This window comes from Corynebacterium sp. HMSC070E08, from assembly GCF_001808895.1.
In the GTDB taxonomy this organism is placed as follows: Bacteria; Actinomycetota; Actinomycetes; order Mycobacteriales; family Mycobacteriaceae; genus Corynebacterium; species Corynebacterium hiratae.
The window spans coordinates 1-14,053 of record NZ_KV794749.1 but is presented as its reverse complement, the minus strand read 5'-3'; the positions used below and the strand labels follow the sequence as shown (position 1 = coordinate 14,053).

13 protein-coding genes and 1 tRNA gene are annotated in these 14,053 nt (G+C 60.1%); 10 read left to right on the top strand and 4 right to left on the bottom strand.

What is annotated here, in order from left to right; all coding sequences use genetic code 11:
* Positions 1-60 precede the first annotated feature (60 nt).
* A complete protein-coding gene (gene rhuM / locus HMPREF2526_RS04870; protein WP_083295519.1) occupies positions 61-1,056 on the bottom strand; it encodes a RhuM family protein in 996 nt (331 codons plus the stop codon).
* A 565-nt stretch (positions 1,057-1,621) separates the two neighbouring features.
* Between rhuM and HMPREF2526_RS04865 the strand changes: the two genes are divergently transcribed.
* The 3 genes from HMPREF2526_RS04865 to HMPREF2526_RS04855 are packed head-to-tail and all read left to right on the top strand — an operon-like array spanning position 1,622 to position 6,363.
* Positions 1,622-2,230: a TetR/AcrR family transcriptional regulator gene (locus HMPREF2526_RS04865; RefSeq protein ID WP_046648318.1), complete on the top strand. Its 609-nt coding sequence runs from the start codon at positions 1,622-1,624 to the stop codon at positions 2,228-2,230.
* Positions 2,231-2,242: 12 nt separating this feature from the next.
* The gene (gene mfd / locus HMPREF2526_RS04860; RefSeq protein WP_049155534.1) at positions 2,243-5,881 is read left to right on the top strand and encodes a transcription-repair coupling factor; all 3,639 of its coding nucleotides are present in this window, start codon (positions 2,243-2,245) and stop codon (positions 5,879-5,881) included.
* On the top strand, positions 5,881-6,363 hold the full coding sequence (locus HMPREF2526_RS04855; protein WP_070546165.1) for a hypothetical protein: 483 nt from the start codon (positions 5,881-5,883) through the stop codon (positions 6,361-6,363). The genes mfd and HMPREF2526_RS04855 overlap by 1 nt, the downstream gene beginning before the upstream one ends.
* Here HMPREF2526_RS04855 and HMPREF2526_RS04850 read toward each other — a convergent pair.
* Positions 6,360-7,847: an amino acid permease gene (locus tag HMPREF2526_RS04850; protein ID WP_049155530.1), complete on the bottom strand. Its 1,488-nt coding sequence runs from the start codon at positions 7,845-7,847 to the stop codon at positions 6,360-6,362. The genes HMPREF2526_RS04855 and HMPREF2526_RS04850 overlap by 4 nt on opposite strands.
* An 81-nt stretch (positions 7,848-7,928) precedes the next feature.
* Here HMPREF2526_RS04850 and HMPREF2526_RS04845 point away from each other — a divergent pair, with 81 nt between their 5' ends.
* Positions 7,929-8,543 carry a MazG nucleotide pyrophosphohydrolase domain-containing protein gene (locus HMPREF2526_RS04845; protein WP_070546163.1) on the top strand — a complete coding sequence of 205 codons (615 nt, stop codon included), beginning with the start codon at positions 7,929-7,931 and terminating at the stop codon, positions 8,541-8,543.
* Here the strand turns inward: HMPREF2526_RS04845 and HMPREF2526_RS04840 are convergent.
* Positions 8,540-8,962 (bottom strand): hypothetical protein, encoded by a 423-nt coding sequence (locus HMPREF2526_RS04840; protein ID WP_070546161.1) that lies wholly within the window; start codon positions 8,960-8,962, stop codon positions 8,540-8,542. The two genes, HMPREF2526_RS04845 and HMPREF2526_RS04840, sit on opposite strands and share 4 nt — an antisense overlap.
* 223 nt (positions 8,963-9,185) lie before the next feature.
* Between HMPREF2526_RS04840 and HMPREF2526_RS04835 the strand changes: the two genes are divergently transcribed.
* The 6 genes from HMPREF2526_RS04835 to HMPREF2526_RS04810 all read left to right on the top strand — a co-directional run bounded on the left by HMPREF2526_RS04835 (position 9,186) and on the right by HMPREF2526_RS04810 (position 13,864).
* The gene (locus HMPREF2526_RS04835) at positions 9,186-9,977 is read left to right on the top strand and encodes a lytic transglycosylase domain-containing protein (RefSeq protein ID WP_049155526.1); all 792 of its coding nucleotides are present in this window, start codon (positions 9,186-9,188) and stop codon (positions 9,975-9,977) included.
* Positions 9,978-10,120: 143 nt separating this feature from the next.
* Entirely contained in the window at positions 10,121-11,398 is a 1,278-nt protein-coding gene (eno, locus tag HMPREF2526_RS04830) for a phosphopyruvate hydratase (protein WP_070546158.1), read from the top strand.
* A gap of 182 nt (positions 11,399-11,580) precedes the next feature.
* Positions 11,581-12,132 carry a septum formation initiator family protein gene (locus HMPREF2526_RS04825; RefSeq protein ID WP_070546156.1) on the top strand — a complete coding sequence of 184 codons (552 nt, stop codon included), beginning with the start codon at positions 11,581-11,583 and terminating at the stop codon, positions 12,130-12,132.
* Positions 12,133-12,166: 34 nt separating this feature from the next.
* Positions 12,167-12,715 (top strand): DUF501 domain-containing protein, encoded by a 549-nt coding sequence (locus HMPREF2526_RS04820; RefSeq protein WP_070546154.1) that lies wholly within the window; start codon positions 12,167-12,169, stop codon positions 12,713-12,715.
* 16 nt (positions 12,716-12,731) lie between these two features.
* Complete coding sequence (locus HMPREF2526_RS04815; protein ID WP_070510312.1) at positions 12,732-13,685, top strand: Ppx/GppA phosphatase family protein; 954 nt, start codon at positions 12,732-12,734, stop codon at positions 13,683-13,685.
* Between the two features lie 105 nt (positions 13,686-13,790).
* Positions 13,791-13,864 (top strand) — tRNA-Leu (locus HMPREF2526_RS04810).
* Here the strand turns inward: HMPREF2526_RS04810 and HMPREF2526_RS13470 are convergent.
* On the bottom strand, positions 13,835-14,053 hold a 219-nt coding region (locus HMPREF2526_RS13470; RefSeq protein WP_210384392.1), incomplete at its 5' end, for a hypothetical protein. The two genes, HMPREF2526_RS04810 and HMPREF2526_RS13470, sit on opposite strands and share 30 nt — an antisense overlap.

The window sequence follows — 14,053 nt, the reverse complement described above, 5'->3', positions numbered from 1 at the left end:
CTCTCGGGCGACTGCCACCGCGTGATGATCATGTGTCTTAGGAGTGCCCGATTAATCAATTTAATCCTCACCCCGTTTCAAGGTCTTGATTTCGGCTTCTAGAGCTTTCATGTCTATTTCGTTGACCTTAGAATCGAGTTGGCGTTGGTAAGCATCCCATTCTTCCTCGGCTTTGTTTACTGCCTGCTCGTGTTTCCTCTTCCCATATCCTTTGAGGACTTCGCGTTCGTTGAAGATGAGCCAGGCTTCCGTTTTTTCCACCCAATCCTTCAAGAGCATGGTTTTTCCCATCTCGGCTTGGTCTTCTGCATAGTCCAAATACATTGTGGTGAGCCTGCGCATACGCCTAGCTTCGTCTTCGTTAAGGAAGTTTTTCGCAATGCCCATGTCGCTTTTGTGGGGCGATTCTCCGCCCCACGTCGTGAGCCCAGCGTATGGCTTAGTGTGGTCTGCGCGTTCCCAGATTAGCTCTGCTGCGGTTCGGCCGTGGGTGGCGAAGTGGAGTCTGTTTTGAATCCCTGCGAAGAATTGTTGGACTTCTTTAAATGATTTCTTTTCCTGGTAGTCAGCGCTGGTTGCGGCTATGACGTCACAGATTTTGCGGAAAAATTGGCGTTCGGAGACCCGAATCTCTCGAATGGTTTCAAGTAATTCGTCGAAGTGGGTGTCAGCACCATCGTTTTTGAGTTTTTGAGCGTCGATGGCAAAGCCTTTGGTGAGGTATTCCCGTAGAACTTCTGTGGCCCATTTTCTAAATTGCGAGCCGCGTGGACTTCGTACGCGGTAGCCAACGGCGAGAATCATGTTTAGGTTGTAGTGATTAACGGACCTGGTTTGACCTGGTACTTTCAAAAGTTGTTTGAAAGTAGCTTCTGCACCTAATTCGCCTGAGCGTGTGATTGACTGAATATGGTGCGAGACGGAAGCTGTGGTGACGTCGAAGAGATCGGCCATCTGCTTCTGGGTGAGCCAGGCGTCGTTGTCTTTTAGTTGGAGTCTTACGTGTGCTTTACCATCTTGGGTGGTGTACATAGCGACTTGGTCGGGGGTAGTCACTGGTATCCTCTCCTCGATTTTCTCGTTCTTCCTGCTTATTCAGTGACGAGTCCGCAGCGAATTTGTCCGGCTCGTGGTCAAGCTCGAGGACAGCACTGTCATCCTCATCCTGCAGTGAAACAGAGGCACCGGACATGGGGGTCAAGATACGGGATATCTTCACGTTCGACCACGTGGTCAAAGGTTTCTGCTCAGTGGGCGAGTATATTATTGATGCGGCGCGCTACATCTGCGATTACCTGTTGGTCTGTAAGTGCCCGGAGCGGTTTCCACAGGTTCCGAAGTATCGCCAGCGCAATAACCCGCCACCTGAAAACGCAGGTAGACGGGCTATGCTAATCAGCTTCCCCACCAGGACTCGAACCTAGAATGACGGTACCAAAAACCGTAGTGTTGCCGATTACACCATGGGGAAACTGCGCACACAACGTGGGCGCTGGGGGACATGTTACCTGACGGGTGCGGGCGAGACCTAAACAGGTGGCCAATCTTCTTTATTGCGTTGCAAGCTGCCGACTTTTAGCTGGTGCGGGCGATGTCCAGTGGGGGAGATACAGTAGAAGACATGGTTCGACAAAGGATGACCGGGCGTGAGCGCCGTGAGCAATTGATCTCCATTGGGCGCGCGGCCTTCGCAGAACGCGGCTTCGATGGTGCCAGCGTGGAAGACATCGCCGCGCGCGCCGGCGTGTCCAAGCCGGTGGTCTATGAGCACTTCGGCGGCAAGGAAGGCCTGTACGCCGTCGTCATCGACCGCGAGCTCGTCGCTTTGGAAAAGGTCGTCACGGAATCACTGCAGACGGGTTCGTGGCGCCAGCGCATCGAGCAGGGGGTCGTCGCTTTGCTGACCTACGTGGAGGAGGAGACCGATGGTTTCTTAATCCTCGTGCGCGACTCCAAGCCAGGGGAGGAGCGTAGCTTCTCCACGCTGTTGAACACAGCGGTAAATCAGATTGCGCATATCCTCGGTGAGGCCTTCGAACACCGCGGTCTCGACCCCGAGCTGTCGGTGCTCTACGGCCAAGCGCTCGTCGGCATGGTGGCCACCACGGCCCAGTGGTGGCTAGATGAGCGCGAGCCTTCGCGCGAGACAGTCGCAGCGCACATCGTCAATTTGTGCTGGAATGGTCTTTCTGGCATGGAAGCAGCACCGAAGTTGAAGGGAGCCAAGTAGGTGGCAACGCCGATGCTGGGCGGGCTGCTCAAAGTAGCCGCCTCAGATCCGAAACTCAAAGGTCTCGCTACTCAAGTGGGCACACCGTCGCTGCACATCACGGGCATCGACCAGGCGCGCCCCTGGGCCATTGGCACGCTGGCTCACCACGCGCCGGTGCTGGTGGTGACTGCCTCCGGGCGTGAGGCGGAGGACCTCACCGCAGAGCTGGCAGCCATGCTGGGGGATAAGGTCGCCTACTTTCCCGCGTGGGAGACGTTGCCGCATGAGCGGCTGTCGCCGGCCCCGGATATCGTCGGCAAGCGCGCGCGTGTGCTCGACCTAGTGGGGGCGGGCAAAGCCCAAGTGGTGGTGACCTCTGCCCGCGGGTATTGCCAGCCTATCCTGAGCAAAGTGGAAGGCCGCGAGCCCATCTTCCTGAAGGAAGAAGCTGAGCACGAGCTCTCACATATCCTTTCGGAGTTGGAGTTTCGCGCCTACAAGCACGTGGATATGGTGGCCAAGCGCGGCGAGTACGCCACGCGCGGCGGCATCCTCGATGTTTTCCCCACCACCTCGGACTACCCGGTGCGTGTGGAGTTCTGGGGCGATGAGATTACCGATATCCGCCAGTTCTCCGTGGCGGATCAGCGCGCCATCCCGGAGATTGAGGTCGGCGAGGTCGCCATCTATCCCGCTCGCGAGCTGCCGATTACTAATGAGGTTGCCGCACGCGCCCGTGAGCTGGCTCAGAAGTTTGGCGGGAATGCGGCTCTGGCAGAACTGCTGACCAAGGTAGGCGAGCACATCCCTGCCGACGGTATGGAGGCGTTGCTTGCCGTGCTAGCCGACGACCCCTTTGTCACCCTCCCCGAACTCCTCACGGCGGGCACGCACGTGGTGCTCGTGGCACCGGAAAAGATCCGCACGCGCATTGCGGACCTGGAATCCACCGATGCGGAGTTCTTGGCTGCTGGCTGGGAGGCCGCCGCGATGGGCGCGGATGGTCCGCTGGCTGCCGAGGGCTTGGATACCTCGGCGTCGAGTTACCGCTCCTATGAGTCGCTTGAGGCGACGTGCCGGAATATCGAGGCCCCGCTGTGGACTTTTGCCCCGCCGGGGATGTTCGCCGCCGCTGAATCGGAGACTCTGCCGCTGGATTTTGAGCCCGGACCTACCCCACGCGGTGATATCTCAGAGATTGATGCGATGATGGCGCAGCTTCTAGCGCACACCACCGCTGGTGGGCGGGCTGCGTTTATTGCTCCTGCCCAGGGTGCGATCAAGCGCATGGTGGAGCGTTTCGCGGAGAAGGGGATTCCCACCAAGGTGGCCACGCCTGGGTGGGAGCCGAGCCCCGGCGAGGTCACCCTCTATCAGGCCTTGTCCCATGCGGGTCTGGTTTTCCCAAAGGTGCGCAAGCTGAAGGATGCTGAAGCGCTGCCGCTCGTGGTTATTACGGAAACTGATCTGACGGGTAACCGCGTCGGTGATATTGCGGGTGCGAAGCGTCGCCCAGCAAAGCGCCGCAACCGCGTGGATCCCCTCGCCCTGAAGCAGGGGGATTACGTGGTGCATGAGACCCATGGCATCGGCAAGTTCCTCAAGATGGCCGAGCGCACCGTACAGTCCGGTGATGAGACGTCGCGCCGCGAGTACATCGTGCTGGAGTATGCGGCGTCCAAGCGCGGTCAGCCGGCCGACCAGCTGTGGGTGCCCATGGATTCGTTGGATCTGTTGAGCAAATACACCGGCGGTGAGGCGCCGACGCTGTCCAAGATGGGCGGCTCGGATTGGAAGAACACCAAGAAGAAGGCGCGTGCCGCGGTGCGTGAGATCGCCGGTGAGCTGGTGGAGCTTTATGCCAAGCGCCAGGCAGCCCCTGGCCACCAGTTTGGGCCCGATACGCCGTGGCAGGCGGAGATGGAGGATAATTTCCCCTTCGTCGAGACTGAAGACCAAATGCTGGCCATCGATGCCGTCAAGCAGGATATGGAATCCACGGTGCCGATGGACCGCGTGGTCGTCGGCGATGTGGGCTATGGCAAGACCGAGGTTGCGGTGCGCGCGGCCTTCAAGGCCGTGCAGGACGGTAAGCAGGTGGCGGTCCTCGTGCCCACGACTCTGCTGGCGCAACAGCACGCCGATACCTTCCGCGAGCGCATGCAGGGCTTTCCGGTGGATATTGAGGTCCTCTCGCGCTTTACCTCGGCCAAGGAGTCCAAGGAGATTCTCGCCGGCTTGGCGGATGGTTCCGTGGACATCGTCATCGGCACCCACCGCCTGCTGCAAACGGGCGTGCAGTGGAAGAACTTGGGCCTCATCGTGGTGGATGAGGAGCAGCGCTTCGGCGTGGAGCACAAGGAGCACATCAAGGCGCTCAAAGCCAGCGTGGATGTGCTCACCATGTCCGCGACACCGATTCCACGCACCTTGGAGATGTCCATGGCGGGCATCCGTGAAATGTCTACGATTTTGACGCCTCCGGAGGACCGTCACCCGGTCCTGACCTATGTGGGCGCGTATGAGGATAAGCAGGTGGCAGCGGCCATCCGCCGCGAGCTGCTGCGCGACGGCCAAGTTTTCTTCATCCACAACAAAGTCGCCGACATCGAAAAGAAGGCCCGCGAACTGCGGGACCTGGTGCCGGAGGCGCGCATCGTCGTCGCACACGGCCAGATGAACGAGGACGTGCTTGAACGCACCGTCCAAGGTTTCTGGGACCGCGAGTTCGACGTGTTGGTGTGTACAACCATCGTGGAGACCGGTCTGGATATCGCTAACGCGAATACACTCATCGTGGAAAACGCCCACCATATGGGTCTGTCCCAGCTACACCAGCTGCGCGGGCGCGTGGGCCGCTCCCGCGAGCGCGGCTACGCTTACTTCCTTTACCCGAAGGGCGCCACGCTGACGGAGACCTCCTATGACCGTCTGGCCACCATCGCCCAGAACAACGATCTGGGTGCGGGCATGGCCGTGGCCATGAAGGACCTTGAGATGCGCGGTGCCGGAAACGTTCTCGGTGCCGAGCAATCCGGCCACATCGCCGGCGTGGGCTTTGACCTCTATGTGCGCCTTGTCGGTGAGGCGGTGGAGACCTTCAAGGCGCTCGCGCGCGGGGAGACCCCCGTGGTCACTGACGAAGGGCCGAAGGAAATCCGCATTGACCTGCCGGTGGATGCCCATATCCCTGAGTCCTATATCAACTCCGAACGCCTGCGCCTGGAGGTTTACCGCAAGCTCGCGGCTTCCAAAGACAACGCTGATTTGGGGCACGTGGTGGAGGAAATGCAGGACCGCTACGGCCCCGTCCCGGAACCTGTGGAGCGCCTTCTCGCCGTGGCCCGCCTGCGCCACCAGGCCCGCCGGGCTGGGGTCAGCGACATCACGGTGCAGGGCACGCGTATCAAGGTCCACCCGGTGGAGCTGGCGGATTCGAAACAGGTACGCCTCAAGCGCCTTTACCCGGGGTCGAATTATCGTGCGGCGGCCAAGGCCATCCAGCTCAGCTTCCCCAAGGCAGGGCGGAATGTCACAGACCCCAAGCTGCGTGACATTGAGCTGCTGCAATGGGTGGCGGATTTCCTAGCGTCGATGTTTGAACTCGAGCACGTTGACGTCAGTGGTGCTAAGACTAAGAAAAACGTCATTAGCGTAGGAGAGAAGTAATGGACGCCGCGAACAACCGCATTGGATATCCTCGGGCGAATCAACGGATTGTCATGGTGGCGGTGTGGATGTTCGCGGCGTTGATCAGCATCCCCGTCTCGCTGGTCATAAAGTTCAGCGGTGAGAACGGCGGTTGGCTCACCTTCATGTTGGTGATGTTTGGGATTTTCCTGGTCGGCGTGTGGGTACTGCTTGGGCTGCTCCCGCTATTCATCCGCAGTGACTATGAGAGCAAGCTGGAATGGGCCTGGGTGTCGATGGTGCTGGTGTTCATCGGATTCATCCTGGGCAACGCCAACCTGCCGGATTTTGGAGACATCGGACCGGCCACCGTACCGACGTGGTGGTGTGGCAACGAGGAAGCGGCCGCGATCACCGGCGGCATCCTCCTCGTTATCAGCGGCATCGGCCACGTGATGTGGCTCGCAAGCTGCATCACGTACGCGGTGCTCTCGCACCGCTCAGCACCTGAGGTGTTCTAGAGAACGAGGCGCCCAGTGCCCAAGCCCCACACCGCGGCGACAGCGCCGACAATCACCAGCGCCACAACGCACCATTCGAAGGTGTTAAACACGCGCTCCTTCTTGTGCAAGCGTGTGGCCACGTAAGGGATCATGCTCGGGACCACAGCCAGCGCGCCAAGCAGCACGTAGACCGGGTCGGCGGCGTAAATGAGCCAGACGGAATAAATGAAGGCGACGAGGCCGATGTAGAGGTGGCGGCGGTTCTCGCGGCGGCTCACCTCCGGGCCAGACAAGTCGAAGCGCACCCCGGCGTGCGGGTGGGTTAGCCCCTTGCCGCGCACCGCCAAGAGCACCAGGTACAGCGAGGAGAAGATGTAGGGCAGCAGGTACATGATGGTGGCCAGCTGCACCATCGCGTTATAGGACGTCTCGTTGAGGAAGAAGACGATGACGAAGAGCTGAATCGTCAGCGTGGAGATCAGCTGCGCAACCCAGGGCGCGCCGGCGATGTTCACAGTGCCGATCTTGCGGGGGAGAAGACCATCGACAGCCATCATGACGATAGGTTCCGCGCACAGCATCTGCCAGGACACATAGGCGCCAAGCACGGAAAGGCACAGGCCCAGGGAGATGAGCGCGCCGCCCCATTCGCCGACCGCGGCGGTGAGCACGGAGGCCATCGAGTTATCCGGAAGCGCTGCGAGCTCTTCCTGGGTAAGGACGCCGAAGCTCAGCGTGGACACGGAGACCAGCAGTGCCAAGACGCTGATGAAGCCGATGACGGTGGCGCGGCCGACGTCGGCACGCGTGCGAGCCTGCTTGGAGTAGACCGAAGCGCCCTCCACGCCGATGAAGACCCACACGGTGAAGAGCATGATTCCCTGCACCTGCTCAAAGAGGGACTTATCAGAAGCCTTGCCCCAGATATCCAGGGTGAACTTGTCCCAGCTAAATCCCACGAAAGCGAGGATGACGATGAAGGCCAGGATGGGCACGATCTTGGCCACGGAGGTGACCATGTTCATGATGGCCGCCTGCTTAATACCGCGGGCCAGCACCGCAAAAATACCCCACGACAGCAAAGACACCGCAATGGCGGAAACCCAGCGGTGGTCGGCGTCAAAGAGGGGGACGTAGTGGCCGATGGTGTTGAAGAACAAGGTGGCGTAGCCCACCTGGGCCATCACGGAGCCCAGCCAGTAGCCCCAACCGGAGGTGAAGCCGATGAAATCACCTAAGCCGGCGCGGACATAGGAGTACACACCGGAGTCGAGGTGCGGCTTGCGGTGCGCCAGGATTTGGAAGACGAAGGCGACGGAGAGCATGCCCACGCCGGCGATGAGCCAGCCGATGAGCATGGCGCCCGGGCCGGCGACGGAGGCGATGTTTTGCGGGAGAGAGAAGATACCCGCGCCCACCGTGGAACCGATGATGAGCGCGACAAGCGTCCACAGCGTCACGGAGTGCGTGCGCGGCGATTCGGTGAGATTGGAAGTGGTCATTGGTTAAAAATACCCCTTAAGGCGGGCTTTTGTGCAACTGCAGCGAAAGCTCTTGGAGCCCGGGACCTATACTCGTTGCTTATGACTGTCCTGTTGTTAGATCCGCGCTGGCCCACCCTAATCCCTTTGGAGGCCGTTGGAAAACTGCAGGGACCTGTTGTTTTTACCGATGAAGTACCGGTGAAGGTGCGGTGGAATTTCGACCAGCTCCTGTGCGGTGAGGATCCGGCAGGCCACGGTGTTGTGGTGAGCACAGATCCGTCCCACCCGCAGGTGCGCGCGCTTATCGACGCCCACGCGGAGCTCATCCTTGCCCCCTCCCTGGAGGAGCCGATATGGCAGGCGCGCGAGGTGATGACGCGGGCCCGGCGCATCGGGGAGTGGGAACGCGATCAAACCCATGAGAGCTTGCTGCCGTATCTGGAGGAAGAGTCCGCGGAGTTCGCCGAGGCGGTGCGGGAGCGCGCCTCTGACGCCGAGCTGCTCAAGGAACTCGGTGATGTTTTCTTACAAGTCCTTTTCCATGCCGAGATAGCGGCGCGCCGCGGAGCTTTTAGCCTCGATGACGTCGCCATGTCCTTCGTCAACAAAATGCGCTCCCGCGCGCCCTACCTTTTTGACGGCACGGAGGACGTCGTGGAGGTAGAGGAGCAGGAGCGCCTGTGGGCCGAAGGCAAGGCCCGAGAGAAGGACTAGCCCTTCTGGATAATGGAGGACAGCAGGGGAGCGTAGTCGGTGAGTGTGGAGGACAGGCCAGTGCCGCCGGTGACGATGGTGTCTTCCTTAACGATCTTGCACTCGAGGGCGCGGTCAGCGGTCTGGCCGGAGTACTTCACAGCGGCGAGGGCCAGCGCGCCGAGATCCTCGGAGTTGCCCAGAGCCATGAGGTTCTTCGACAGCTGGTTGCGGGTGGTGTCCGGGCCGAGCAGCTCGCCCTCGGTCGCCTGATCCATCAGCGTCAGGGTGCTGCGGAGGGTGTTGCAGTCAGCATTCTGGATGCCTTGGGAAAGGAAGCCGCCCAACTCCTCGAGGGATGCGGCGGACGCGGTGGCGGGCACGACAGCACCCAGGGTGACAACAGCGGCAGCGGTGGCAGCGATACGGCGGATGAACATGGAACTCCTTGAGATTGAAGAAAGGGCGTTGAAAGAACGTGCAGGACCGGCGTAGGCGCGGCGGACCGTTCATCGGTGCAGTGTAGCGCACAATGTTACGCATGGGAATACTTTGACATAATTACTCAAAATATTTTTGCTTAGCTAGGTTCCTTTCGTCGCCAAGCGGCGCCCTCTGTGTCGGTCTAACCCACACGTGAAACCGTCTGTAGTATTCACCTTTATGACACAGGGGCTACGGAGGATTGGGGGCTGTGGCCTCGGCATTGTCTTGGCCATCATTCTGATCATTTCCCTGGTGGCGTGGAGTCTTTCCTTCCTTGATAAGCCTTCCCCGTTCCGGCAGCTGTCCCCCGTTCCGGAGGATCTTCCACCCGTCGGTGGGGCAGAGGTGCCCAATATTGATGTCGAAGCGCCAGGGCGCACCGCGGACAAGTTGACGTGGTGGTCTGATCAGCTTGCCGACGCCACCAGCATCCCCGCCCAAGCTTTGCGGGCCTATGGCAACGCCGAATTGATCGCGCGGCAGTCGTGGCCGAACTGCAATCTGCGCTGGAATACCCTCGCCGGGATTGGCTGGGTGGAAACCCGTCACGGGACCTATAACGGCAATATATTCCACCGTTCTTCACTCGATGAGAACGGTCACCCCGAGCCGCCCATCGTGGGTATCCCTCTCGACGGTACGAACAACACCACCCACGTTCCGGACAGCGATGGCGGCGTGTTTGATGGCGATACTGAGTTTGATCGGGCGGTAGGCCCCATGCAATTCATCCCGTCTTCGTGGGAGCATTTTGGTCGCGACGCCAACGGTGATGGCGTAGCCGATCCAAATCAAATCGATGATGCCGCGCTGGGCGCTGCCGCCTTGTTGTGTTTCGGCGATAGAGACCTTTCGACGCCGGAAGGCTGGCGCTCAGCCATCCTCAATTACAACCAATCCGAGGATTACCTGCGTAAAGTGGCCGCTGCGGCGAATTCCTATGCCATCGAACAGCCTGCGACGTCCTAGCGCCTTTCTAGATCTTTATCACGTTGTCCGTTTCCGCCCGACACGTTCCGAAGTTTTCTGGAACAATTGGCTGCAGGTGGTTTGGGAGCCCTTCCCAGAACACGAACCCAAGATCAATTTGGCTCTATAGGAGTGAAAGCAGCATGGCTGACATCATCCACGTAATGGCACGCGAAATTCTTGATTCCCGCGGTAACCCCACCGTCGAGGCTGAAGTATTCCTCGACGATGGAGCACGCGGTGTGGTCGGCGTTCCGTCTGGCGCTTCCACCGGTGTTCACGAGGCTCACGAGTTGCGTGACGGTGGTGACCGCTACTTGGGCAAGGGTGTTCTCAAGGCAGTTGAGAACGTCAACGAAGAAATCGCTGATGAGCTTGCCGGCTTTGAGGCCGATGACCAGCGCCTGATCGACCAGGCCCTCATCAAGTTGGACGGCACTGATAACAAGTCCCGCCTCGGCGCCAACGCCATCCTGGGCGTCTCCATTGCCGCTGCCAAGGCTGCTGCCGAGTCTGCTGGCCTGCCGCTCTACCGCTACGTCGGTGGCCCGAACGCTCACGTCCTGCCCGTTCCGATGATGAACATTCTCAACGGTGGCTCCCACGCTGACTCCGGCGTGGATGTCCAGGAGTTCATGATTGCTCCGATCGGCGCGGAGTCCTTCTCCGAGGCGCTGCGCCAGGGTACTGAGGTCTACCACGCCCTCAAGAACGTCATCAAGGACAAGGGACTGTCCACCGGTCTGGGCGACGAGGGCGGCTTCGCTCCGTCCGTCGAGTCCACCAAGGCTGCACTCGACCTCATCGTTGACGCAATCAAGAAGGCCGGTCTGAAGCCGGGCGAGGACATTGCTCTGGCACTCGACGTTGCTTCCTCCGAGTTCTTTAAGGATGGCAAGTACCACTTCGAGGGCGGCGAGCACACCGCTGAGGAGATGGCCAAGGTCTACGAGGATCTCGTTGCCAACTACCCGATCGTCTCCATCGAGGACCCGCTGCAGGAAGATGACTGGGAGGGCTACACCAAGCTCACCGCAGCCATCGGTGACAAGGTCCAGATCGTGGGCGATGACTTCTTCGTCACCAACCCGGCCCGCCTCCAGGAGGGCATCGAGAAGAAGGCAGCCAACGCACTGCTGGTGAAGGTTAACCAGATCGGCACCCTGACCGAGACCTTCGACGCCGTCGAGCTGGCTCACCGCAACGGCTACCGCACCATGATGTCCCACCGTTCCGGCGAGACCGAGGACACCACCATTGCTGACCTCGCGGTTGCCCTCAACTGCGGCCAGATCAAGACCGGTGCCCCGGCACGTTCTGAGCGCGTGGCCAAGTACAACCAGCTGCTGCGCATCGAGCAGGAGCTCAGCGACGCAGCCGTCTACGCCGGCCGCTCCGCATTCCCGCGCTTCCAGGGCTAGTTTCTAGGAGTAGCCGGGAACCGGCCACTCGCTGAGATAGCGTCTAAGCGAAAGGTGTCACAGGAAACTGTGGCACCTTTTTTCGTCGGGGTGGCCTCCATAGCGCTGTGACGCATGTTATTTCTGAGACACGACGCGCGCCGCGCACCACCTGGGCTGTAGCGGGATACAATGACTTCCCGATGGCACGCACTACTTCTTCCCGCACGAAGCGCCGGAACACCGTTCCGGTCCACACGCGTGCCCGCGACGCGCAGCGCACCAAGCCGAAGAAGAGCCCGGCCCAGCCTAAGGGGCTCGACATTCTGGGTGTGGGCGTCATTATCGCCGTCGTGCTCGTAGTCCTCTTAACCATTGCCGTTCCGCTGCGCAATTACTACCACGGCCAGTCGGAGATAGCGCGCCTGGAAAGCTCCATCGCCGCCAAGCAGGAGCAGAAGGAAAACCTCCTCACCGAGATTGATAAATACCGTTCGGAGGAATACGTCAAACAAGAAGCGCGCCGCCGCTTCGGTGTGATGGATGAAGGAGAAACCGCGTTCCGCATCATGGATCCGCGGATGGACTCAGGCGATACGGTGACCTCGGAACGCCGCGAGGACGTCGACGAGCGAGCGTGGTACACGGTGCTGTGGGATTCGGTGTCACAGGATGCTGAGACCCCACCGGACACTGAAACCCCACCGGAAGCGGAGAACCCGCCGGAAGACTTAGTCGAAGCTCCTGCTGAATAGGACGCACCCGCGCCTCCGTGTCACAATGGTTCCTATGACCGTGACCGATGCTGATATTGAAGTCGTCCGCGAACAATTGGGCCGCACCCCGCGCGGCGTCGTGGACATTGCTTACCGCACCCCCGACGGAGCTCCTGCTGTGATTAAGACGGCGCCTAAGCTTCCCGACGGCACTCCGTTTCCTACCCTCTATTACCTCACCGATCCGCGCCTGACCGCTGAGGCATCGCGCCTTGAAGTTGCCCACGTCATGAAATGGATGGAGCAGCGTCTCGCGGCGGATGAGGACTTGCAGAAGGACTACCAGGCAGCGCACGAACACTACCTGGAAACCCGCAATGCCATGGAGGACTTGGGCACTGATTTTTCCGGTGGCGGCATGCCTGAGCGCGTTAAGTGCCTCCACGTGCTTATTGCTTATGCCTTGGCAGAAGGCCCGGGCCGGGTGCGCTTTGGCACCGAGGCCGTCGCGATGGCTGCAGAACACGGTAAACTCCGGGGAAGCGCCATCCCGGAGGATTGGCCCACCGTGGGGGACCTGGGCATTGATATGACCCAGTTTGATTTTTCTAACGCCGGTTAAGAGAAAGGCTAGCCTTATGACTCGCGTCGCTGCTGTCGACTGCGGAACCAACTCCATCCGCCTGCTCATCAGTGAGATCCAAGAGGATGGCAAGATTCGGGATATCTCCCGCACGATGGAGATCGTCCGCCTCGGACAAGGCGTCGACGCCACCGGTGAATTCGAGCCAGAGGCACTCGCGCGGACTCGTGCAGCCCTCGAAGAATACGTCAAGCAGATGAAATTTGAGAAGGTTGAGCGCGTGCGGATGGTGGCAACCTCGGCAACGCGTGATGCCAAAAACCACCGCGAGTTCTTCGATATGACCGAGGAGCTTCTTGGTCAGGTCCAGCCGGGTGCCCGCGCGGAGATCATTTCCGGGGAGGAGGAAGCACTGCTGTCCTTCACCGGTGCGGTGGGGGACCTGCGCTCTGAGAAGGGGCCCTACTGTGTCATCGACTTGGGCGGCGGTTCGACGGAGTTCGTCGTTGGGACAATCGACGGCGAGATTCTCGGCTCCCACTCTGCGCAGATGGGGTGCGTGCGACTCACTGAGCGCATGATGCGCAACGATCCGCCTACCGAAGCAGAGATTGAGATCGCTACTGATTACGTCGCTGAACGCATGGCTGAAGTGGAAAAGATCGTGCCCATCGACAAGGCCCAAACCTTCGTCGGCTGTGCCGGTACCTTCACGACGCTCTCGGCGTTGGCGCAGGGCATGGAACGCTACGATGCTGACTCCATCCACGGATCCGAGCTGCGCTTCGACGCGCTGCGGGTGCTCACCCGACAGATGATCGGTTTGTCCTCGGACGTGAGGGCCCTCAACCCCGTCATTCACCCGGGCCGCGCCGATGTCATCGGCGGCGGCTGCGTGGCCGTGGAGGGCATCATGACGATGATTGAGCGCAACAGTGATGCCCGTTCCTTCTTCATCAGTGAGAAGGACATCCTCGATGGCATCATTAGCGGCCTTGTCGCAAACTAAGCGAACTAGGCCGGTACCGTCCCGCGGACCGGCACAGTTCTACGGTTGCCGACCCTATTTTCGGCATGTGTCCACCCGTGCCCTAAGATAAGTGGGCACGGTTTGGCCCCCATAGCCCAATCGGCAGAGGCAGTCGACTTAAAATCGATTCAGTGTGGGTTCGAGTCCCACTGGGGGCACTCTGTGAAGTCTCGAGACATCGTTCCGGTCGGTGTCTTGAGATTCTTCATTTTAGTTGCCTCGCTGGGGTTGAGTTCGTTGTCTTTCTTCTTGTGGTAGCTCTTCTCATCAGTGAGCGTGTAGGCGGCGATTTGTGTGCCCCAGGGGCGGTTATCTGGCCCTTCCGGTTTTAGAGTGCGTTGATTTTG

Excerpts from the sequence above, each read along its gene's own strand:
- HMPREF2526_RS04865 (WP_046648318.1), top strand. The coding sequence starts at position 1,622 with ATGGTTCGACAAAGGATGACCGGGCGTGAGCGCCGTGAGCAATTGATC.
- mfd (WP_049155534.1), top strand. The coding sequence starts at position 2,243 with ATGCTGGGCGGGCTGCTCAAAGTAGCCGCCTCAGATCCGAAACTCAAA.
- HMPREF2526_RS04855 (WP_070546165.1), top strand. The coding sequence starts at position 5,881 with ATGGACGCCGCGAACAACCGCATTGGATATCCTCGGGCGAATCAACGG.
- HMPREF2526_RS04850 (WP_049155530.1), bottom strand. The coding sequence starts at position 7,847 with ATGACCACTTCCAATCTCACCGAATCGCCGCGCACGCACTCCGTGACG.
- HMPREF2526_RS04845 (WP_070546163.1), top strand. The coding sequence starts at position 7,929 with ATGACTGTCCTGTTGTTAGATCCGCGCTGGCCCACCCTAATCCCTTTG.
- HMPREF2526_RS04840 (WP_070546161.1), bottom strand. The coding sequence starts at position 8,962 with ATGTTCATCCGCCGTATCGCTGCCACCGCTGCCGCTGTTGTCACCCTG.
- HMPREF2526_RS04835 (WP_049155526.1), top strand. The coding sequence starts at position 9,186 with ATGACACAGGGGCTACGGAGGATTGGGGGCTGTGGCCTCGGCATTGTC.
- eno (WP_070546158.1), top strand. The coding sequence starts at position 10,121 with ATGGCTGACATCATCCACGTAATGGCACGCGAAATTCTTGATTCCCGC.
- HMPREF2526_RS04825 (WP_070546156.1), top strand. The coding sequence starts at position 11,581 with ATGGCACGCACTACTTCTTCCCGCACGAAGCGCCGGAACACCGTTCCG.
- HMPREF2526_RS04820 (WP_070546154.1), top strand. The coding sequence starts at position 12,167 with ATGACCGTGACCGATGCTGATATTGAAGTCGTCCGCGAACAATTGGGC.
- HMPREF2526_RS04815 (WP_070510312.1), top strand. The coding sequence starts at position 12,732 with ATGACTCGCGTCGCTGCTGTCGACTGCGGAACCAACTCCATCCGCCTG.